13 protein-coding genes are annotated in these 16,333 nt (G+C 49.6%); 9 read left to right on the top strand and 4 right to left on the bottom strand.

The genetic code is table 11. The features are described 5' to 3' along the window. The first annotated feature begins 130 nt into the window (after positions 1-130). The 4 genes from ACTHRE_RS03550 (at position 131) to ACTHRE_RS03535 (ending at position 5,202) form a co-directional block, all read left to right on the top strand. Positions 131-1,144: an SPFH domain-containing protein gene (locus ACTHRE_RS03550; RefSeq protein ID WP_308538378.1), complete on the top strand. Its 1,014-nt coding sequence runs from the start codon at positions 131-133 to the stop codon at positions 1,142-1,144. Positions 1,145-1,346: 202 nt separating this feature from the next. Further along, the gene (locus ACTHRE_RS03545) at positions 1,347-3,041 is read left to right on the top strand and encodes a DUF4178 domain-containing protein (protein WP_440344836.1); all 1,695 of its coding nucleotides are present in this window, start codon (positions 1,347-1,349) and stop codon (positions 3,039-3,041) included. Beyond that, entirely contained in the window at positions 3,038-3,400 is a 363-nt protein-coding gene (gene speD / locus ACTHRE_RS03540; protein ID WP_440344835.1) for an adenosylmethionine decarboxylase, read from the top strand. Before ACTHRE_RS03545 ends, speD begins: the two co-directional genes overlap by 4 nt. A 197-nt stretch (positions 3,401-3,597) precedes the next feature. Next, a complete protein-coding gene (locus ACTHRE_RS03535; RefSeq protein ID WP_440344834.1) occupies positions 3,598-5,202 on the top strand; it encodes an NAD(P)-binding protein in 1,605 nt (534 codons plus the stop codon). Positions 5,203-5,261: 59 nt separating this feature from the next. Here ACTHRE_RS03535 and ACTHRE_RS03530 read toward each other — a convergent pair whose 3' ends face one another. Further along, on the bottom strand, positions 5,262-5,900 hold the full coding sequence (locus ACTHRE_RS03530) for a bifunctional 4-hydroxy-2-oxoglutarate aldolase/2-dehydro-3-deoxy-phosphogluconate aldolase (RefSeq protein WP_003745733.1): 639 nt from the start codon (positions 5,898-5,900) through the stop codon (positions 5,262-5,264). A 90-nt stretch (positions 5,901-5,990) separates the two neighbouring features. Next, positions 5,991-7,826, bottom strand: a complete 1,836-nt coding sequence (edd, locus tag ACTHRE_RS03525; protein ID WP_377072152.1) for a phosphogluconate dehydratase — start codon at positions 7,824-7,826, stop codon at positions 5,991-5,993. Between the two features lie 483 nt (positions 7,827-8,309). On the opposite strand from edd, the gene zwf reads away from it, so the two are divergent. The 5 genes from zwf (at position 8,310) to pgi (ending at position 14,188) form a co-directional block, all read left to right on the top strand. Beyond that, the gene (gene zwf, locus ACTHRE_RS03520; protein ID WP_377072154.1) at positions 8,310-9,755 is read left to right on the top strand and encodes a glucose-6-phosphate dehydrogenase; all 1,446 of its coding nucleotides are present in this window, start codon (positions 8,310-8,312) and stop codon (positions 9,753-9,755) included. A 63-nt stretch (positions 9,756-9,818) separates the two neighbouring features. Continuing rightward, the gene (gene pgl / locus ACTHRE_RS03515; RefSeq protein ID WP_315038483.1) at positions 9,819-10,514 is read left to right on the top strand and encodes a 6-phosphogluconolactonase; all 696 of its coding nucleotides are present in this window, start codon (positions 9,819-9,821) and stop codon (positions 10,512-10,514) included. After that, the gene (locus ACTHRE_RS03510) at positions 10,495-11,475 is read left to right on the top strand and encodes a glucokinase (protein WP_315038482.1); all 981 of its coding nucleotides are present in this window, start codon (positions 10,495-10,497) and stop codon (positions 11,473-11,475) included. The genes pgl and ACTHRE_RS03510 overlap by 20 nt, the downstream gene beginning before the upstream one ends. A gap of 77 nt (positions 11,476-11,552) precedes the next feature. Beyond that, positions 11,553-12,401, top strand: coding sequence for a DNA-binding transcriptional regulator HexR (gene hexR / locus ACTHRE_RS03505; RefSeq protein ID WP_003745745.1), 849 nt, complete (start codon positions 11,553-11,555; stop codon positions 12,399-12,401). A gap of 143 nt (positions 12,402-12,544) precedes the next feature. Continuing rightward, positions 12,545-14,188 carry a glucose-6-phosphate isomerase gene (gene pgi, locus ACTHRE_RS03500; protein WP_440344833.1) on the top strand — a complete coding sequence of 548 codons (1,644 nt, stop codon included), beginning with the start codon at positions 12,545-12,547 and terminating at the stop codon, positions 14,186-14,188. Positions 14,189-14,239: 51 nt separating this feature from the next. Here the strand turns inward: pgi and ACTHRE_RS03495 are convergent, their stop codons facing one another. Then, positions 14,240-15,337, bottom strand: coding sequence for an NnrS family protein (locus tag ACTHRE_RS03495; protein ID WP_101755314.1), 1,098 nt, complete (start codon positions 15,335-15,337; stop codon positions 14,240-14,242). A 295-nt stretch (positions 15,338-15,632) separates the two neighbouring features. Continuing rightward, positions 15,633-16,247, bottom strand: coding sequence for a CadD family cadmium resistance transporter (locus ACTHRE_RS03490; RefSeq protein ID WP_036491903.1), 615 nt, complete (start codon positions 16,245-16,247; stop codon positions 15,633-15,635). Positions 16,248-16,333: the final 86 nt, after the last annotated feature.

The raw sequence follows: 16,333 nt of genomic DNA, 5'->3' as shown, positions 1-16,333 counted from the left end.
ATGCATAAAGACATTTTGAATGTTAATATCGTATGACATTATAGTTATATAAAATAAGCGATATGACCGACTAGGCAAATTGATCTGACTGCCCATAAGTTATCCCTTCTTCTTCAAATAAGGAACTGCGATGTTCAACTTTATCAAGAAACAGTTTATCGACGTCATTCAATGGCCGAATCCCGATGACAGCCTGCTGATGTGGCGTTTTCCGATTGCCGATGAGGAGATCCAAAACGGTGCGAGCCTGACTGTGCGTGAGGCGCAGATGGCGATGTTTGTCGATGAAGGCGTAACCGCCGACGTGTTTGGGCCGGGGCGTTACACGCTCAATACGCAAACGCTGCCAGTGCTGACCAACTTGAAAAACTGGGACAAGCTTTTTGAGTCTCCGTTTAAATCGGATGTTTACTTTTTCAATACCAAACAACAGCTTGCACGAAAATGGGGCACATCCCAACCTGTTACCGTGCGCGATGCCGAGTTTGGCGCGGTGCAACTGCGTTCGTTCGGTATGTATTCTTACCGTATCAGCGATCCGGCAAAATTCTTCAAAGAAGTTAGCGGCGTGGCGGCGCAATACAGCGGCGTAGATTTGGAAAATCAACTGCGCAATATTGCAGTCACCCAGTTGGCGGCTGCGTTTGGCAGCTCCGGTATCCCATTCTTGGATATGGCGGCGAACCAAGTTTTGTTGTCGCAAAAAATCGGCGAATTGCTTGGCGCGGAATTTGCCAAGCTGGGTTTGGCGCTGGAAAACTTCACTGTTGAAAGTATTACCTTGCCCGCGTCTATTCAGGCTGCGTTGGATAAGAAAATTTCGATGGGCGTTATCGGCGATTTGGGACGCTACACCCAATATCAAACCGCCGAATCTATCCCACTTGCGGCACAAAATGAAGGCGGACTTGCCGGAATTGGTGCAGGTTTGGGCGTAGGTGCCGGTATTGGTCAGGCAATGGCGGGTGCCATGTCAGGCATGATGCAGCCGAATGTGCAACAGGCTCAGCAGAATGCTCAGCCGGCTGCCGAAGATCCGCAGGCAAAATTGGTGAAACTCAAATCTTTGCTGGATGGCGGTTTGATTTCGCAAGAAGATTTTGATAAGGCCAAGGCTGAAGTGTTGAAGCAGTTGATTGGTTAATCAATTGAAGGCCGTCTGAAAAATATCATTCAAAGAAGCGTTGAGCTGCTTCTGTGAAAAGGTTTCAGACGGCCTTTTGAATCATTTGATTGAGTCTGTTCGGCGATTTGGTGTGTTTCTAATCTGAAATCATTGATAAAACCAGTTGATATAAACACTAAGGCCGTCTGAAACACTCCAACCCATTCTGAAAAGCAAATCCATGTCTCAAACTCCTTTCTTCAAAACCGACTGCCCAAGCTGCGGCGCACCTGTCGAAGCGCATTCTGCTTCTGCCGTGACGCTGGTGTGCGGCTATTGCAACAGCATGCTGGTGCGTAAAGATAACGGCGTTGTCGACTCCGGCCGCGACTCCGCATTGCTGGAAGATTTTAGTCCGCTGCAAATCGGAACTAGCGGCACATTTGTCGCACAACGCTTTACCTTGGTCGGACGGCTTCAGGTGCAATACGACGATGGTGCGTGGAATGAATGGTATGCGCTGTTTGACGACGGCAGGGCAGGTTGGCTTTCTGAGGCGGGCGATTTGTATGTGATGACCATGCCGGTCGAAATCGATAATCCGCCGAAATTTGAAGACACGCAAGCCGGATTTAGTGAGCTGACTTTTCAAGATAAGCACTATATTGCCTCCGATGTCCGCAAAATCAGCTTGAAACGCGCCGCCGCGCAGGGCGAATTGCCGTTTGTTTTGAAAGAGGATACAGAAAATCGGGTTTCCGACTGGCGTTGCGAAAACCTTTTCATCACGCTCGATTACAGCAACAAAACACCCGAAGCCTTCTTCGGTCGGATGGTAAACCTAGATGATTTGAAGCTGGAAAACACGCGCCACGAAGATGAAATTAAAGAAAGCGCAGGCCGTCTGAAAGGCAGTATTACTTCAGAAAACTGTCCTAACTGCGGCTCATCCATTCATTGGGTAAACGGGCTGACTTCTCATCTGAACTGTCAAAGCTGCGGCAGCGAATTGGCAGTCGGCAAAGATAAAGCGGAGCTTATTACCGCCAACAATCTGCGTTTGTCCCAAAATACGATGTTTACTTTGCCTGTCGGCTCGACAGGCCGTCTGAAAAATAAAGAGTTTCATGTTATCGGCGCAATTAGATATTTAGAAACAGATGCGCAGGAAACATTTGATAACTTGTTCAAAGGTGCCAATCATACATTGGCACCAGAAGGGCAGTGGACAGAGTATCTGCTTTACAACCCTATACAGGGTTTCTTATGGCTGGTTGAAGCTGATGAAGGTTGGAATATTTCCGAAACCTTGAACGATTGGCCACGCCTCGACCGCAACCACCAACCGCAAGGCTATGGCAAACTTTATGACTATGGCGGACGGGTCAGGATTGCCAGCGGAGCGTTTTATTGGCGTGTCCGAAACGGTGATTTGAACTATTACAGCGATTACCGAGACGGACAAAGCCGTAAGCTTGGTTCCGAACTAAACAGTCACGAAATGGCATGGAGTAGAAGTACACCCATTGCTTATCGGGAAATTGCAGATGCGTTTAATTTAACCAATAAAATATCATCTTATACCGTGAAAATGAGTGCAGATGATATCGATGAAAAATTACGACTTCTGATGATTGCTATTTTGGTTATCGTCAATATTCCGTCATTGTTTATGGATGGCTTCGATGCACTGTTCGATATATTTCTTATCGGTTGGGGTGTCTATGCTCTTTTTATAGTTGGACGGAAGAGAGATGAAAATGGCGAACAGAGTATTTCCCGAGTGGGATATGTTATTTGTGCAATGGCTTTGATTGTTTTTGTTACGATGATGAATTATGCAGATTTGTCCGATTTGGATGATGACAGTAGCCGAGTTCATTCAGGAGGAAGCTACGGCGGTTATTCAAGCGGCTATTCCGGAGGCCATAAATGACCCATGCCCCCGGTAACCATGGCCTATTGGACTTATATGGCTGCGATGAAGCCATCTTAAAAGATGAAGGCCGTCTGAAAACCGCTTTGGTAGCAGCTGCACAGGCAACAGAAGCGACTATATTAACCGAACATTTCCACACCTTCAGCGGCGCAGGCGGCGTAACCGGCGTTTTGCTGCTTGCCGAGTCCCATATCAGTATCCATACTTGGCCGGAACACCGTTTTGCTGCTATAGACGCATTTATTTGCGGCGGTATGAAATTGGAAAAAGTGAAGGAAATCTTGTGCAGTGAGTTGGCGGCGGAACGGGTGGATTGGACGGTTGTAAATAGAGGCAGTGATTTGACTTTATTTTAGTTTTATCAATATTGGCAAGAGGGGCAAAAGTTCAACGCCAAGCATACGCCATTTGATATTTTAGGAGATGTTAATGTATTGCTGGTTAAGTGTTATCGGTTCTATAACATGAAGGCATTTGGAAATAATGGGTATCTTACAGAGAAAAGGGTGTATGACTTGCTTTCCTAAAAAATACTGAAAAGCAATAATTTATTATGCTAACCCGCCGTCAATTTCTCAGCTATACCGCCGCGCTTGGCGCTGCTTCTGCTTTTTCTTGGCAGACTTACAAATACCTCAACCATAAACCGCCGGTTTCTATTAACCGTGTCGGCTTACCGTTGGGGCATTTGTTGCGTGACGGGGAATTGCTCAATCAGCCGACCCGTCGTTATGAATGCAATACGTTGATACTTGGCGGCGGTGTGGCGGGTTTGGGGGCGTTGTGGTATTTGGCGAAGCATAATCACTGCGATGTATTGTTGGCAGAAGGGTTTGAACGCAATGGCAACAATGCTGCCTATACGTCTTCAGACGGCCTGAAAGCGCCGAGTGGCGCGCATTATTTGGCTTTGCCGTCGAAAGAAAGCGTGTATGTGCGCGAGATGTTGGCGGATTTCGGTATCTTGCAGTCGGACGGCAGCTTTAGGGAAACCGATTTGGTTTATGCGCCCGAATCGCGCCTTTTGTATCAGGATAAATGGGTGGAACATTTATTGCCGAGAGAAGATGCGGATTCCAAACGGTTTTTTGATTTGATAGGCCGTCTGAAACAGGCTTACGGCGATGACGGTAAGAAAATTTTTGCTATTCCGATTGCGCTGTCATCGGCAGATGAGACATGGCGCAAACTCGATAATCTGACGTTCAAACAATGGCTTGAGCAAGAAGGTTATAACTCGCCCGAGCTTTTGTGGTATCTCGATTATTGTTGCCGCGACGATTATGGACAAGGTATCGGGCAAGTGTCTGCCTTTGCCGGACTGCATTATTTTGCCGCCCGCAACAATGCAGAAACCGTCCTCACTTGGCCCGAAGGTTTGGCGCATCTTTCTGAAAACCTACGCCGTCATGCCGGTTTGCAGGAAGGCTGGCAATGGCCGTCTGAAAACAGTATCCGTTTGGAGAAACCTGCTTCGGTTAATGCTTCCTCCGTCAAAATCAAACCGCTTTCAGACGGCCGGATTGAAGTGTGGTTGCGTGATAATGTAAAAGGGGAAACCGTTGCCGTTACCGCGCAACACGTAATCTCTGCCATGCCGCTGATGGTTGCCGCACGCATTATTGAACATCCAGAACAATTTGGTCTGGATATTCCCGAATACGCGCCATGGCTGGTTTCCAATTTCGAACTGCACAGTTTCCCAAAAGAAAAAAACAACAGCGAACTTGCGTGGGACAATGTGGTTTACGGCAGCCAAGGGCTGGGCTACGTTGTTGCGACCAACCAGCTTATTCGGGTTGCCCGTCCTGAACGCACGATTTTTACCGCCTACGCCGCGCTCAATCACGATACGCCACAAGCCGTCCGCCGCCAGCTACTTGAAGCAAGCGACGAAGAGCTGCTCCAGCTTGCCGCCCAAGATCTGCTTACCGCTTACGGCGAAGGCTTTTGGCGGCACGTTTCCCATGTTGACATTACTGTTCGCGGGCATGGCATGAGCGTGCCGAAGCCCGGCTATTTAAGCGATGAGGCTTTATTAAAAATCAGAAACCGAAATGGCGGATTGTTGTTCGCACACAGTGACTTAAGCAGCTATTCGGTATTTGAAGAGGCTTTGTATTGGGGTGTGGAAGCGGCACGGAAAGTGTTGGCTTAATTGATATAAAAAAGGCCGTCTGAAATTATATTCAGATGGCCTTTGCTCTTTTATCCTGATTAGGCTTTGGGTTTCAAAGCGGCAGCTTCGCGAGCCAGACGGGTGATGGTATCCCAGTCTTTGTTTTTGATGGCTTCTTTTGGAGTCAGCCATGAGCCGCCGACGCACAAGACATTAGGCAGTGCCAAGTACTCGGGTGCAGTTGCCAGGCTGATGCCGCCGGTCGGGCAGAAGCGCACGTCGGCGTAAGGGCCGTAGAGGGCTTTGAGCATGGCTTTGCCGCCAACGACTTCTGCAGGGAAGAGTTTAAGGGTGTCGATGCCGTGTTCCAAAGCCAGTTGGACTTCGCCAGGAGTGGCAACGCCGGGAATCAGGGGGATGCCGCTGTTGTGGCTGGCTTTGGCGAGGGATTCGTGCAAACCCGGGCTGATGGCGAAAACCGCGCCTGCGTCTTCGACGGCTTTGAGCTGTTCAGGGTTGGTAACCGTACCCGCGCCGACGATGGCGTTGGGCACTTCTTTGGCAATCAGGCGGATGGCGTCGAGGCCGACGGGGGTGCGCAGGGTGATTTCGAGGGTAGGGATGCCGCCTTCGACAAGGGCGTGGGACAAATCGACGGCAGTACTCAAGTCGTCAATCGCCATTACCGGCACAACTGCGCCGGCAGTCAGAATTTCACGAGGGGTCAGTTTAGACATTTTAGGTCTCCGTTGGGGACTGTATCGTAATAGGGTCGTTAACATGGTTTCAGACGACCTGATTGTTTTAAGAGGCCGTCTGAAAAGGGTTTAGGCAAATTCGCCGCCGAAGCTCATGGCACCGGTTTCTGCGCTGCTGGTCATGCTGCGGAAGTTGGCGAAGAGTTCGCGGCCGCAACCTTGTTGGTTCGCGCTCAAGTCGATACGTTCGACTTCGCGGGCGTTCCATTCGGCTTCGTTAATCAGGACGTTGAGTTCGCCGGTAACGGAGTCGAAGCGGATCAGGTCGCCGGTACGGATTTTGGCGATGTTGCCGCCCATCAGGGCTTCGGGCGTCATGTGGATGGAGGCCGGAACTTTGCCGGATGCGCCGGACATACGACCGTCAGTCAGCAACGCCACTTTGAAGCCGCGGTCTTGCAGGATGCCCAAAGGCGGGGTCAGTTTGTGCAATTCGGGCATACCGTTGGCGCGCGGGCCTTGGTAGCGGACGACGCAGACGAAATCGCGTTCCAACTCGCCGCGTTCAAATGCGGCCAACACTTCGCGTTGGTCGTTGAATACGATGGCAGGTGCTTCGATAATGCGGCAGCCTTCGCGCACGGCGGATACTTTAATCACGCCGCGACCGATGTTGCCTTTCATCAGGCGCAAACCGCCGTCCGGGGAGAACGGATTGTCGGCTTTGCGCAGGATGTCGTCGTTGCCGCTGGTTTCAGGGGCTTCGCGCCATTCGAGTTTGCCGTCGATGAGGAAAGGCTCTTTAGTGTAGTGGCGCATACCGTGTCCGACGACGGTATCGACATTGTCGTGCAATAAGCCTGCATCCAGCAATTCGCGGATAACGAAAGGCAGGCCGCCGGCAGCGGTAAAGTGGTTTACATCGGCTTTGCCGTTTGGATACACACGGATCAGCAATGGGATGATGGAAGAAATTTCGTCGAAGTCGTCCCAGTTCAAAATCACACCTGCGGCACGCGCCATAGCAACGAGGTGCATGGTGTGGTTGGTCGAGCCGCCGGTTGCCATCAAACCGATCAGGGCGTTGATGAAGGATTTTTCGGTCAACATTTCGCCCAATGGTTTGATGGTGCCGTTTTTAATGCCGCGTGCGAGGTGTCCGGCAGCGTAGCGGGTCAGGGCTTCGCGCAGGTCGGTATATGGGTGGACAAAGGCGGCGGCAGGCAGGTGCACGCCCATCATTTCCATCATCATCTGGTTGGAGTTGGCGGTACCGTAGAAGGTACAAGTACCCGGGCTGTGGTAAGAGCCCATTTCGCTTTCAAGCAAGGCGTCGCGGCCGACTTTACCTTCGGCGAAAAGCTGGCGGGTACGGGCTTTTTCTTTATTGCCGATACCGCTGGACATCGGGCCTGCCGGAACGAAGATGCCCGGAATATGGCCGAAAGACAAAGCGCCGATCATCAAACCCGGTACGATTTTGTCGCATACGCCCATAAACAGGCCGCCGTCAAACATTTGATGCGACAGACCGATGGCGGTACTCATGGCAATCACGTCGCGGGAGAACAGCGACAATTCCATACCGGCATAACCTTGCGTGATGCCGTCGCACATGGCGGGTGTGCCGCCGGCGACTTGGGCGGTCGCGCCGTTTTTCTGTGCTTCGTCTTTTATTTGGTCAGGGAAGTCTTTAAACGGCTGGTGTGCGGAAACCATGTCATTGTAGGCAGTGATGATGCCTAAGTTGGGGACGGTTTCCTGAAGCATTTCGATTTTGATGCTCTTAGGCATGGAGGCATAGCCGTGTGCCAAGTTGCTGCAGCCGAGCTGGTTGCGCTCTAAGCGTCCCATCTGTTTGGCGCTGCGGATTTTCGCCAGATACTTTTCACGCGTCGGGCGGCTGCGCTCGATGATGCGCTCGGTAATTTCGGCGAGTTTCGGGTGAATAGGAGTGGGGTTCATGTGCGGTCTCCTGGCTAAACGATATGATAGGGATTTTGTTTGCGCGTTTCTGATTTTTGTATTGGGTGTTTTCTTCAGACGGCCTTGAGCTGTGGGAATAAATAATGAGTGCCGTCTGAAATGTTGAAGATTTCTCTTCGAAGCGTCTGCGTATTATAGTACAAAATATGTAATTTTGTTACAAAATAATTTACTAAGTGGAAGAAATTTGATTTAAATCGAGGTATGGTCAATTCGTAAAACGATGGGCTGCAAAAGTCATCAAACTTTTATGTTAAATCAAACAATTTGTAAAAATGAGAATAGACAAAATGTGTAGCCATGTGTAGTATTACTACTCATTAGCCCGCTTGTTTGAAATTTTGGTGCAGGCGATTGGTTTTTTACTGCTTATTGCTTAAAGGCTTTTGATTTTAATCGATTTTTATAGATGACGACAGTCCAAAAGTTTTGAAGCAAGCTTCCTCAACGAGAGATGAAACAATGAGTACACAGACAAATTTTGATTTGGTGTTGTTTGGCGCGACCGGCGATTTGGCAATGCGTAAACTTTTGCCTTGCCTGTATCAGGCGCATGTAGCCGGTTTGCTTCATCCCGAAGGTCGTATTTTGGGCGTAAGCCGCAGCGAATTGGATACCGCCGGCTTTTTGGCCAAAGTGGAAACGAATTCTAAAATCCATGTCAAACAAAACTTCTCAGAAGAAGCGTGGGCATCGTTTATCCAACGTCTCGAGTATTTGAAAGTCGATGTGACAAAGAAAGAGGACTTCATTGCTTTGGGCGACTTGGTAAAAGCGCGCAAGAATACTGAAAATGTCGTGATCTACCTCTCAACTGCACCGAAATTTTTTGCGCAAGCCTGTGAAAACCTTGCTGAAATCGGTTTGAATGCCGATAACGTGCGCGTGGTTTTGGAAAAACCGTTGGGTACGGACTTGGCCTCTTCCCAACAAATCAATACCGATGTGGCCCGTTATTTCAAAGAAGAGCAAATCTACCGTATTGACCATTATTTAGGTAAAGAAAGCCTGCAAAACCTGCTGGCCTTGCGTTTTGCCAATGTGATGTTCGAGCCTTTGTGGAACAACAAATATATTGAAAGTGTACAGCTGACCATCGCCGAGCAGTTGGGCGTGGAAGAACGCGGCGAGTTTTACGACATTACCGGCGCGTTGCGCGATATGGTGCAAAACCACTTGATGCAAATGCTTTGTATGACTGCGATGGAAGCACCGGCGAGCTTGGATGCGGATGCCGTACGCGACGAGAAAGTGAAAGTCATCAAATCGCTGAAACCGCTGACCATCGAATCCGTCAACGAAAATGTTATTCGCGGCCAATATGTTGCAGCAAACGGCATGAACGGCTATTTGGAAGAAGTCGATGTACCGAAAGACAGTTTCACTGAAACCTATGTCGCCATCAAGGCCAAAATCGAAAACGAACGTTGGAAAGGCGTACCTTTCTACCTGCGTACCGGCAAACGCATGGCAGGCAAAGTAGCGGAAATCGTGTTGAATTTCCGTCCGCTGCAAAACCATATTTTTGACAACAGCCAACCTGCGCCGAATCGTTTGGTTATTGAACTACAACCGACCGAATCCGTCCGCCTTTACACTCAAGTAAAAACCCCGGGTGCAGGCAACAAAGTCGAAGTTACACCGATTGGCGTAGACTTGGGCACAGCCGTAGAGGGCCGCCGCGCCGAGGCTTATGAGCGCCTGCTGCTGGATGTGATTAACGGCAAACTCGCTTTGTTCAACCGTCGTGACGAACTCGAAGCTGCTTGGGAATATGTGATGCCGATTTTGGAAAACTGGGCGAACAATACAACGCCTCCACATGCTTACGAAGCCCATTCTTGGGGCCCTGAAGCTGCGCGCGCGCTGTTGGCCCGTGACGGCAACAAGTGGCACGAAGAGCAATAATATTTCTTTCAGACGGCCTTGTTTTCCAACAAAAGGCCGTCTGAAACCATGAAAGGACGAAACATGTTTGTTTGGCACGAACAAGAAAACGCTGCAACTGCCGCGCAAGCTTTGGCTGATGCCGTTGCCGCGGCATTGCAAGCCGCATTGAATGAGAAAGGCCATGCGGTTTTGGCCGTTTCCGGCGGCCGTTCGCCGATTGCGTTTTTCGAGGCTTTGTCGCAAAAAGATTTAAATTGGCAAAACGTCGGCATTACTTTGGTGGACGAACGTATTGTCCCGACCACGCATACCGACAGCAATACAGGCTTGGTACGCGAATATCTGCTCAAAAATAACGCGGCCGTTGCCACATGGATTCCTGTTATTGAAGACGGAAAGTCTGAAACTGAATTACAACCTGAAGTTGTCGTTGCTTATGCATTGAAACATTACAAGCAACCTGACGTGCTGGTGTTGGGCATGGGTTCAGACGGACATACGGCGTCGTTGTTCCCTCAAGCGCCTCAATTACAGGCAGCAATCAATGAAGCCAATGACCCGACATTGATTCATACTACGCCGGTTACCGCGCCGCATGAGCGTGTGAGTATGACTTTGGGTGCGATTGCCAAAACGCCGAATGTGTTTTTGGCTATTCAAGGCGCAGAGAAAAAAGCAGTATTTGATAAAGCTGCCGCAAGGGCCGACACCGAATATCCGACCAGTCTGATTCTCAATCACCAAGGAATTAACTGCCATGTCTACTATGCACACTGAAGCTTATCCTCGTTTGGTCGCCGATATCGGCGGTACGAATGCCCGTTTTGCGCTTGAAACTGCACCACAAGTGATTGAGAAGGCTGAAGTTTTACCTTGTAAAGATTACGATACCGTCGTTGATGCCGCCAAAACTTATTTGGAACGCGCAGGCAGCCCGAAAGTTTTGCACGCCGCCTTTGCGATTGCCAATCCGATTTTGGGCGATTGGGTGCAGATGACCAACCACCACTGGGCATTTTCCATCGAGACCACCCGTCAGGCTTTGGGTTTTGAAACGTTGATTCTGTTGAACGACTTTACCGCCCAGGCTTTGGCAGTGACCAAAACCGATAAGAAAGACTTGATACAAATCGGAGGTCAAAAACCAATCGAATTTGCGCCTAAAGCCGTTATCGGCCCGGGTACAGGTTTGGGTGTCAGCGGTTTGGTGCACAGCGCTGCCGGCTGGGTGGCGTTGGCAGGCGAGGGCGGCCATACCAGCTTTCCGCCGTTTGACGATATGGAAGTGTTGATTTGGCAATACGCTAAAAACAAATACGGCCATGTTTCTGCCGAGCGTTTCTTGAGCGGCGCAGGTTTGAGCCTGATTTACGAGGCATTGGCCAAACGCGACAACATCAAACAATGCCGTCTGAAACCCTCTGAAATCACCGATAAGGCATTGAGCGGAACATCGCCGATTTGCCGTCAGACTTTGGATATTTTCTGCGCCATGCTGGGTACGGTTGCTTCCAATTTGGCTTTGTCATTGGGTGCGCGCGGCGGCGTGTATTTGTGCGGTGGGATTATCCCGCGCGTGTTGGATTACTTTAAAACGTCTCCATTCCGCAGTCGCTTTGAAAATAAAGGCCGCTTTGAAGCTTATCTTGCCGCCATTCCCGTGTATGTCGTATTAAGCGAATTTCCGGGCATCGTCGGCGCGGCGGCCGCATTAGACAATCATTTAAATAACGTTTAAACACACAAACGGCGGTGCAGGGCAGGGGGTGGAAAAAAACCTTGTCCTGAACGTCAAAGAAACAAAGGGTAGAGTATATGTTAAGCAAAATTAGCGAATCATTGTCCAATCTCTCCGGCGCAGAACGCAAAGTTGCCGAATCTGCGCTGGCCGAGCCGAAATGGTTCGTTCATGCCGCTGTGGCGGAAATCGCCGAGCGTGCGTCCGTCAGTCAGCCGACTGTAATCCGTTTCTGCCGCAGCTTGGGTTACAAAGGCTTGCCTGAGTTCAAACTCGCTTTGTCTGCCAGCATCGGCCACGAAGGCATGCCTTACGTTCATGAAGAATTAAACGCCGATGACAACATGGGCAGCGTGGTCGAAAAAGTATTGGGCAATGCCGCAGCCTCCCTCTTGGGCGAGCGCCGTTTCCTGAAAGAATCCGAACTGGAAAACGCGATTGCCATTCTGATGCACGCGCGACGCGTTGAGTTTTATGGTGTCGGCAACTCCGGCATCGTAGCCCAAGACGCGCAACACAAATTTTTCCGCTTCGGCATGTCCACTGTTGCTTATGTTGATACGCATACCCAGCTGATGGCGGCTTCCGTATTGACTGAGCAGGATGTGCTGGTGGCGATTTCCAATACCGGCTCGTCTATCGAATTGCTGGACGCGGCCAGTATCGCCAAAGAAAATGGCGCATCCGTTATCGCGCTGACCCGCAATGATTCGCCGTTGGCCCAAATGGCCGACTGCGTATTGAGCATCGCCACTCAAGAAAATGCCGAGCTTTATACGCCTATGGTGTCCCGTCTTCTGCAATTGGCCGTTATCGACATTCTTGCCATCGGCTTGGCCTTACGCTTGGGCGACACTGCCAGCACGCAACTGCAAAAAAGTAAAAAAAGCATACATAACAAACACATCGAATACGATAAAGATTGATTCTTCACTGATATCTTCAGACGGCCCCAACCCACATCAAGGCCGTCTGAAACCTCAAAAAACGGAAACCACCCCGTTCCCGTTTCAGACGACCTCACGGCCGTTTTCTCAACAAAACTGTCCACTATCCAGGAGAGCATCCGATGAAACACCTTCACGATTTACCAGCTTGGTCAAAATTATGGATACATTTTGACGAAACCAAAGAACAACATATGCGCGAAATGTTCGAGCAAGATCCCGAACGTGCCGAGCGCTACTGGCTGCAGGTTGGCGGCCTGACTTTGGATTATTCTAAAAACCGTATCAACGACGAAACCATGTCGCTTTTGTTCGAGTTGGCGCGTGAAGCAGGCGTGCCTGAGCGGATGCAGCAAATGTTCCACGGCGAAAAAATCAATACGACAGAAAACCGCGCCGTACTCCACGTTGCCCTGCGCAACCGCACCAACGCCCCCATCGTCGTGGATGGCGAGGATGTCATGCCTAAGGTCAACCATGTCCTGCAACGCATGGGCGAGTTCGCGCATGAAGTCCGCAGCGGCAGCTGGTTGGGCTATACCAATCAAGTCATTACCGACGTCGTCAACATAGGTATCGGCGGCTCCGACCTCGGCCCCCTGATGATGTGTACCGCGCTCAAGCCTTTCGGTCATCCGCGCCTGAAGATGCACTTCGTCTCCAACGTGGACGGCTCCCAACTGCGCGACGTATTGTCCAAAGTCCACCCTGAAACTACGCTGTTCATTATTGCGTCCAAAACCTTTACCACCCAAGAAACCCTGACCAACGCCCTGACCGCGCGTAAATGGTTCTTGGATCATGCAGGCGATGAAAGCGCCGTGGCCAAACACTTCGTTGCCGTATCGACCAACCAAAAAGCCGTTGCCGAATTCGGTATCGATACCGCCAATATGTTTGAATTCTGGGATTGGGTCGGCGGACGGTACAGCCTGTGGTCGGCCATCGGCCTGCCGATTATGCTGTATCTCGGCGAAGAAAACTTCATCGAAATGCTCAACGGCGCGCACTTGATGGACCAACACTTCATCAACACGCCGCTGGAGCGCAACCTGCCGGTTATCCTTGCCCTTATCGGCATTTGGTACATCAACTACTACGGTGGCGGCAGCCACGTTATCGCGCCTTACGACCAACATCTCCACCGTCTGCCCAAATTCATCCAGCAGCTCGATATGGAGAGCAACGGCAAACAAGTGACCCTTGACGGTAAACCGGTCGGTTACGAAACTTCCCCGATTATTTGGGGTGAAACCGGTATCAACGGCCAGCACGCCTTCTTCCAACTGCTGCACCAAGGTACGCACATCACACCGATTGACCTCATCGCCTCTCTTGAAAAACGCAGCAATTTGCAAGGCCACCACGAAATCCTGTTGGCGAACGTCTTTGCCCAAGCCGAAGCCTTTATGCGCGGCAAAACGCCGGACGAAGTACGTGCCGAGCTTCAAGCACAAGGCATGGACGAAGCGCGTATCGAAGAGCTTGTTCCGCACAAAACCTTCTCCGGCAACCGCCCGACCAACCTTATCCTCATGGATAAAATCAACCCGCGCAATATGGGCAGCCTGATTGCCATGTACGAACACAAAACTTTCGTTCAAGGCATTATTTGGGGCATCAACAGCTTTGACCAATGGGGCGTAGAACTCGGCAAACAACTGGCCAAAACCATTCTTGCCGAATTGACCGGCGAGACCGAAGTGCAAAAACACGACAGCTCCACTACACGTCTGATTAATCTTTATTTAAACGCCAACAAATAAAGCATTTATTTAAAGCTAAGGCCGTCTGAAAGTTTCAGACGGCCTTTTGTTTTATTCCGGATCATCCGTAAACGCATTATCCTGAAATATCGGTACAAACGTGAAAAGATACAGTACGAACACGGCGATGGTCAGAATCGCAGGAACGGTGATGAAAAATATCAGGTTCACGTTCATCAAGAAAGCGCGTGAGATGGCGGCCATAAAGAGCAGGGGGACGGCAATGCGGCAGAGTTTTGGGTAGTCGAGTTTGGTAAAGCCGCTATGCCACAGTCCGGCGGTCAGCCACACCATTATCACGCCACCTATCATGCCGCCGAGGGTAATCAGGTGTAATGGGGCGGAGGAGGGCAGATTTTGCAGTTTTGCCGCGCCTGTCCACAGATAGCCTGCGGCGGCAAAGAGCTGGAGCAGGTAATAAGTGCAGACGTAGTGTTTGCGCAGGAGTTCGTGATGGTGGAGCTCACGCAGCTTGGCGAGCAGGATGAATCCGACGGCAAGCGCGGTAAAACCGGCGGTTTGCGCGGGCAGCCAAAGTTCGGCGGCGGCGTGCAAGAGCAGGAAAGTAATGGCGATGTTTTTATAAACGATATTTGGAATAAAAACAGGGTCTTTCAGACGGCATTCTTTAAGGGCTTCCGCGCCCAAAAGAATGCTGACGCGGACGGATACAAACATGACAGCTGCCATGTTCAGATGTACTTGCGCGCGAAGTAAGTTCAAATCGCCATTCGTGGCATAGGCCGTCTGAAAAGCAGTAAATGCGGCGAGCAGCATTAGCAGGGCAAAGTTGTCAGTGTTTCGGTCGAGCCAAATCAGCCAAGAGCAGAACAGCAACAATACCAGCCAATAGGCGGCGACAAAAAACGAGGCAGTTTGCGGCGAAAAGGGCAGTATGGCAGATGCAGCGAGCAGCAATGCCGCCATCAAAGTAGCGACAGGTTTCAGACGGCCTTTATAACCCGTCCATTCGAGCATGGCTGCAGTCAGGAAGCCGCCGTATGCCGCAGGCAGCATGAGTTCTAAGAAGATTTGGCGGTGCAAAATGACGGCACCGGGGCTGATGAAAAACACCAACGCGCCGAGTATGGCAAGCACCGCCGCACCGACGAAAAACGGCCGCATGGGGTGGGTGAAAAACTTATTCATGGTTTGGCTTGATTCTGCATGAAGATGCTTTCGGATATAGATTTATTGGGAGGACAGGGTTGTATCTTGTATTGAAGAAGCAAACCTTCGGCTTTTTTGCCCTCTCCATAGCCCTCTCCCACAGGGAGAGGGAATTAGGCTGTCGAGCCTGAACATTTTCAGGTTTACCTGCCATCTAATTCCCAATCCTGCATTCTTTGATTTTCAGCAACTTGATTCCCTCTCCCCGTGAGAGAGGGTTAGGGAGAGGGCAACGAACCACAAGGTTTGTCAGATACTCAAATGCCCGTATCATTCATATTATTGATATTATTGTTTGAATTGTATTATTTTCAATAATAATAAATAATCCTAAACCAATATAAATAACAGCCATTATCCAACGACTAAACTTCTCTACAATTTCACCAACACCTGAAATATTAGCCAATCTTTGTGCTGTATATACTAAAACAAAAATCAATATTAAAAATACAAGAAGAGTAACTAATAAGTCGACAAGATCTAAAGTCACAAAGTAAGGAACAAAAAGTCCAATATTATCTGCACCACAACTAGCAACTGTAACCAAAGCAACAATACCGACTAATTTTGACAACCCTTTTTCATCCAATTCTTTTTTAGCTCTTTTTTCGCCCTCACAATCGTCGTAAATAGCAACTTTAATACCTAAGTAAATCGGTATTAAACCTAATAAACCCAACACCCATTTTTCCGGAACATAATGCAAAACAAAAGCTAGAAATAAACTAACTAATATTAAAATTACAGAACCTAAATATTGTCCGATATAAATATCTCGATATTCTTTTCTAGTATTTGCTCTAGCAAAAAATATTAATAGTATTACCAACAAATCTACTGCTGTAGCAATATATAAAACAGCAGCAGTAATCACAGTCGAAAACATAAAGCACCTCATAATGAATCCCCTGCCCCCTTGGCACCACGGCTTTTTCAAAAACCGAATCGCGTTCGGATAACAGATTCGTATCT

The sequence above is a fragment of the Neisseria sp. P0001.S007 genome, from assembly GCF_051963655.1.
GTDB lineage: Bacteria > Pseudomonadota > Gammaproteobacteria > Burkholderiales > Neisseriaceae > Neisseria > Neisseria subflava_A.
This window is presented reverse-complemented; position numbering and strand designations above follow the sequence as displayed.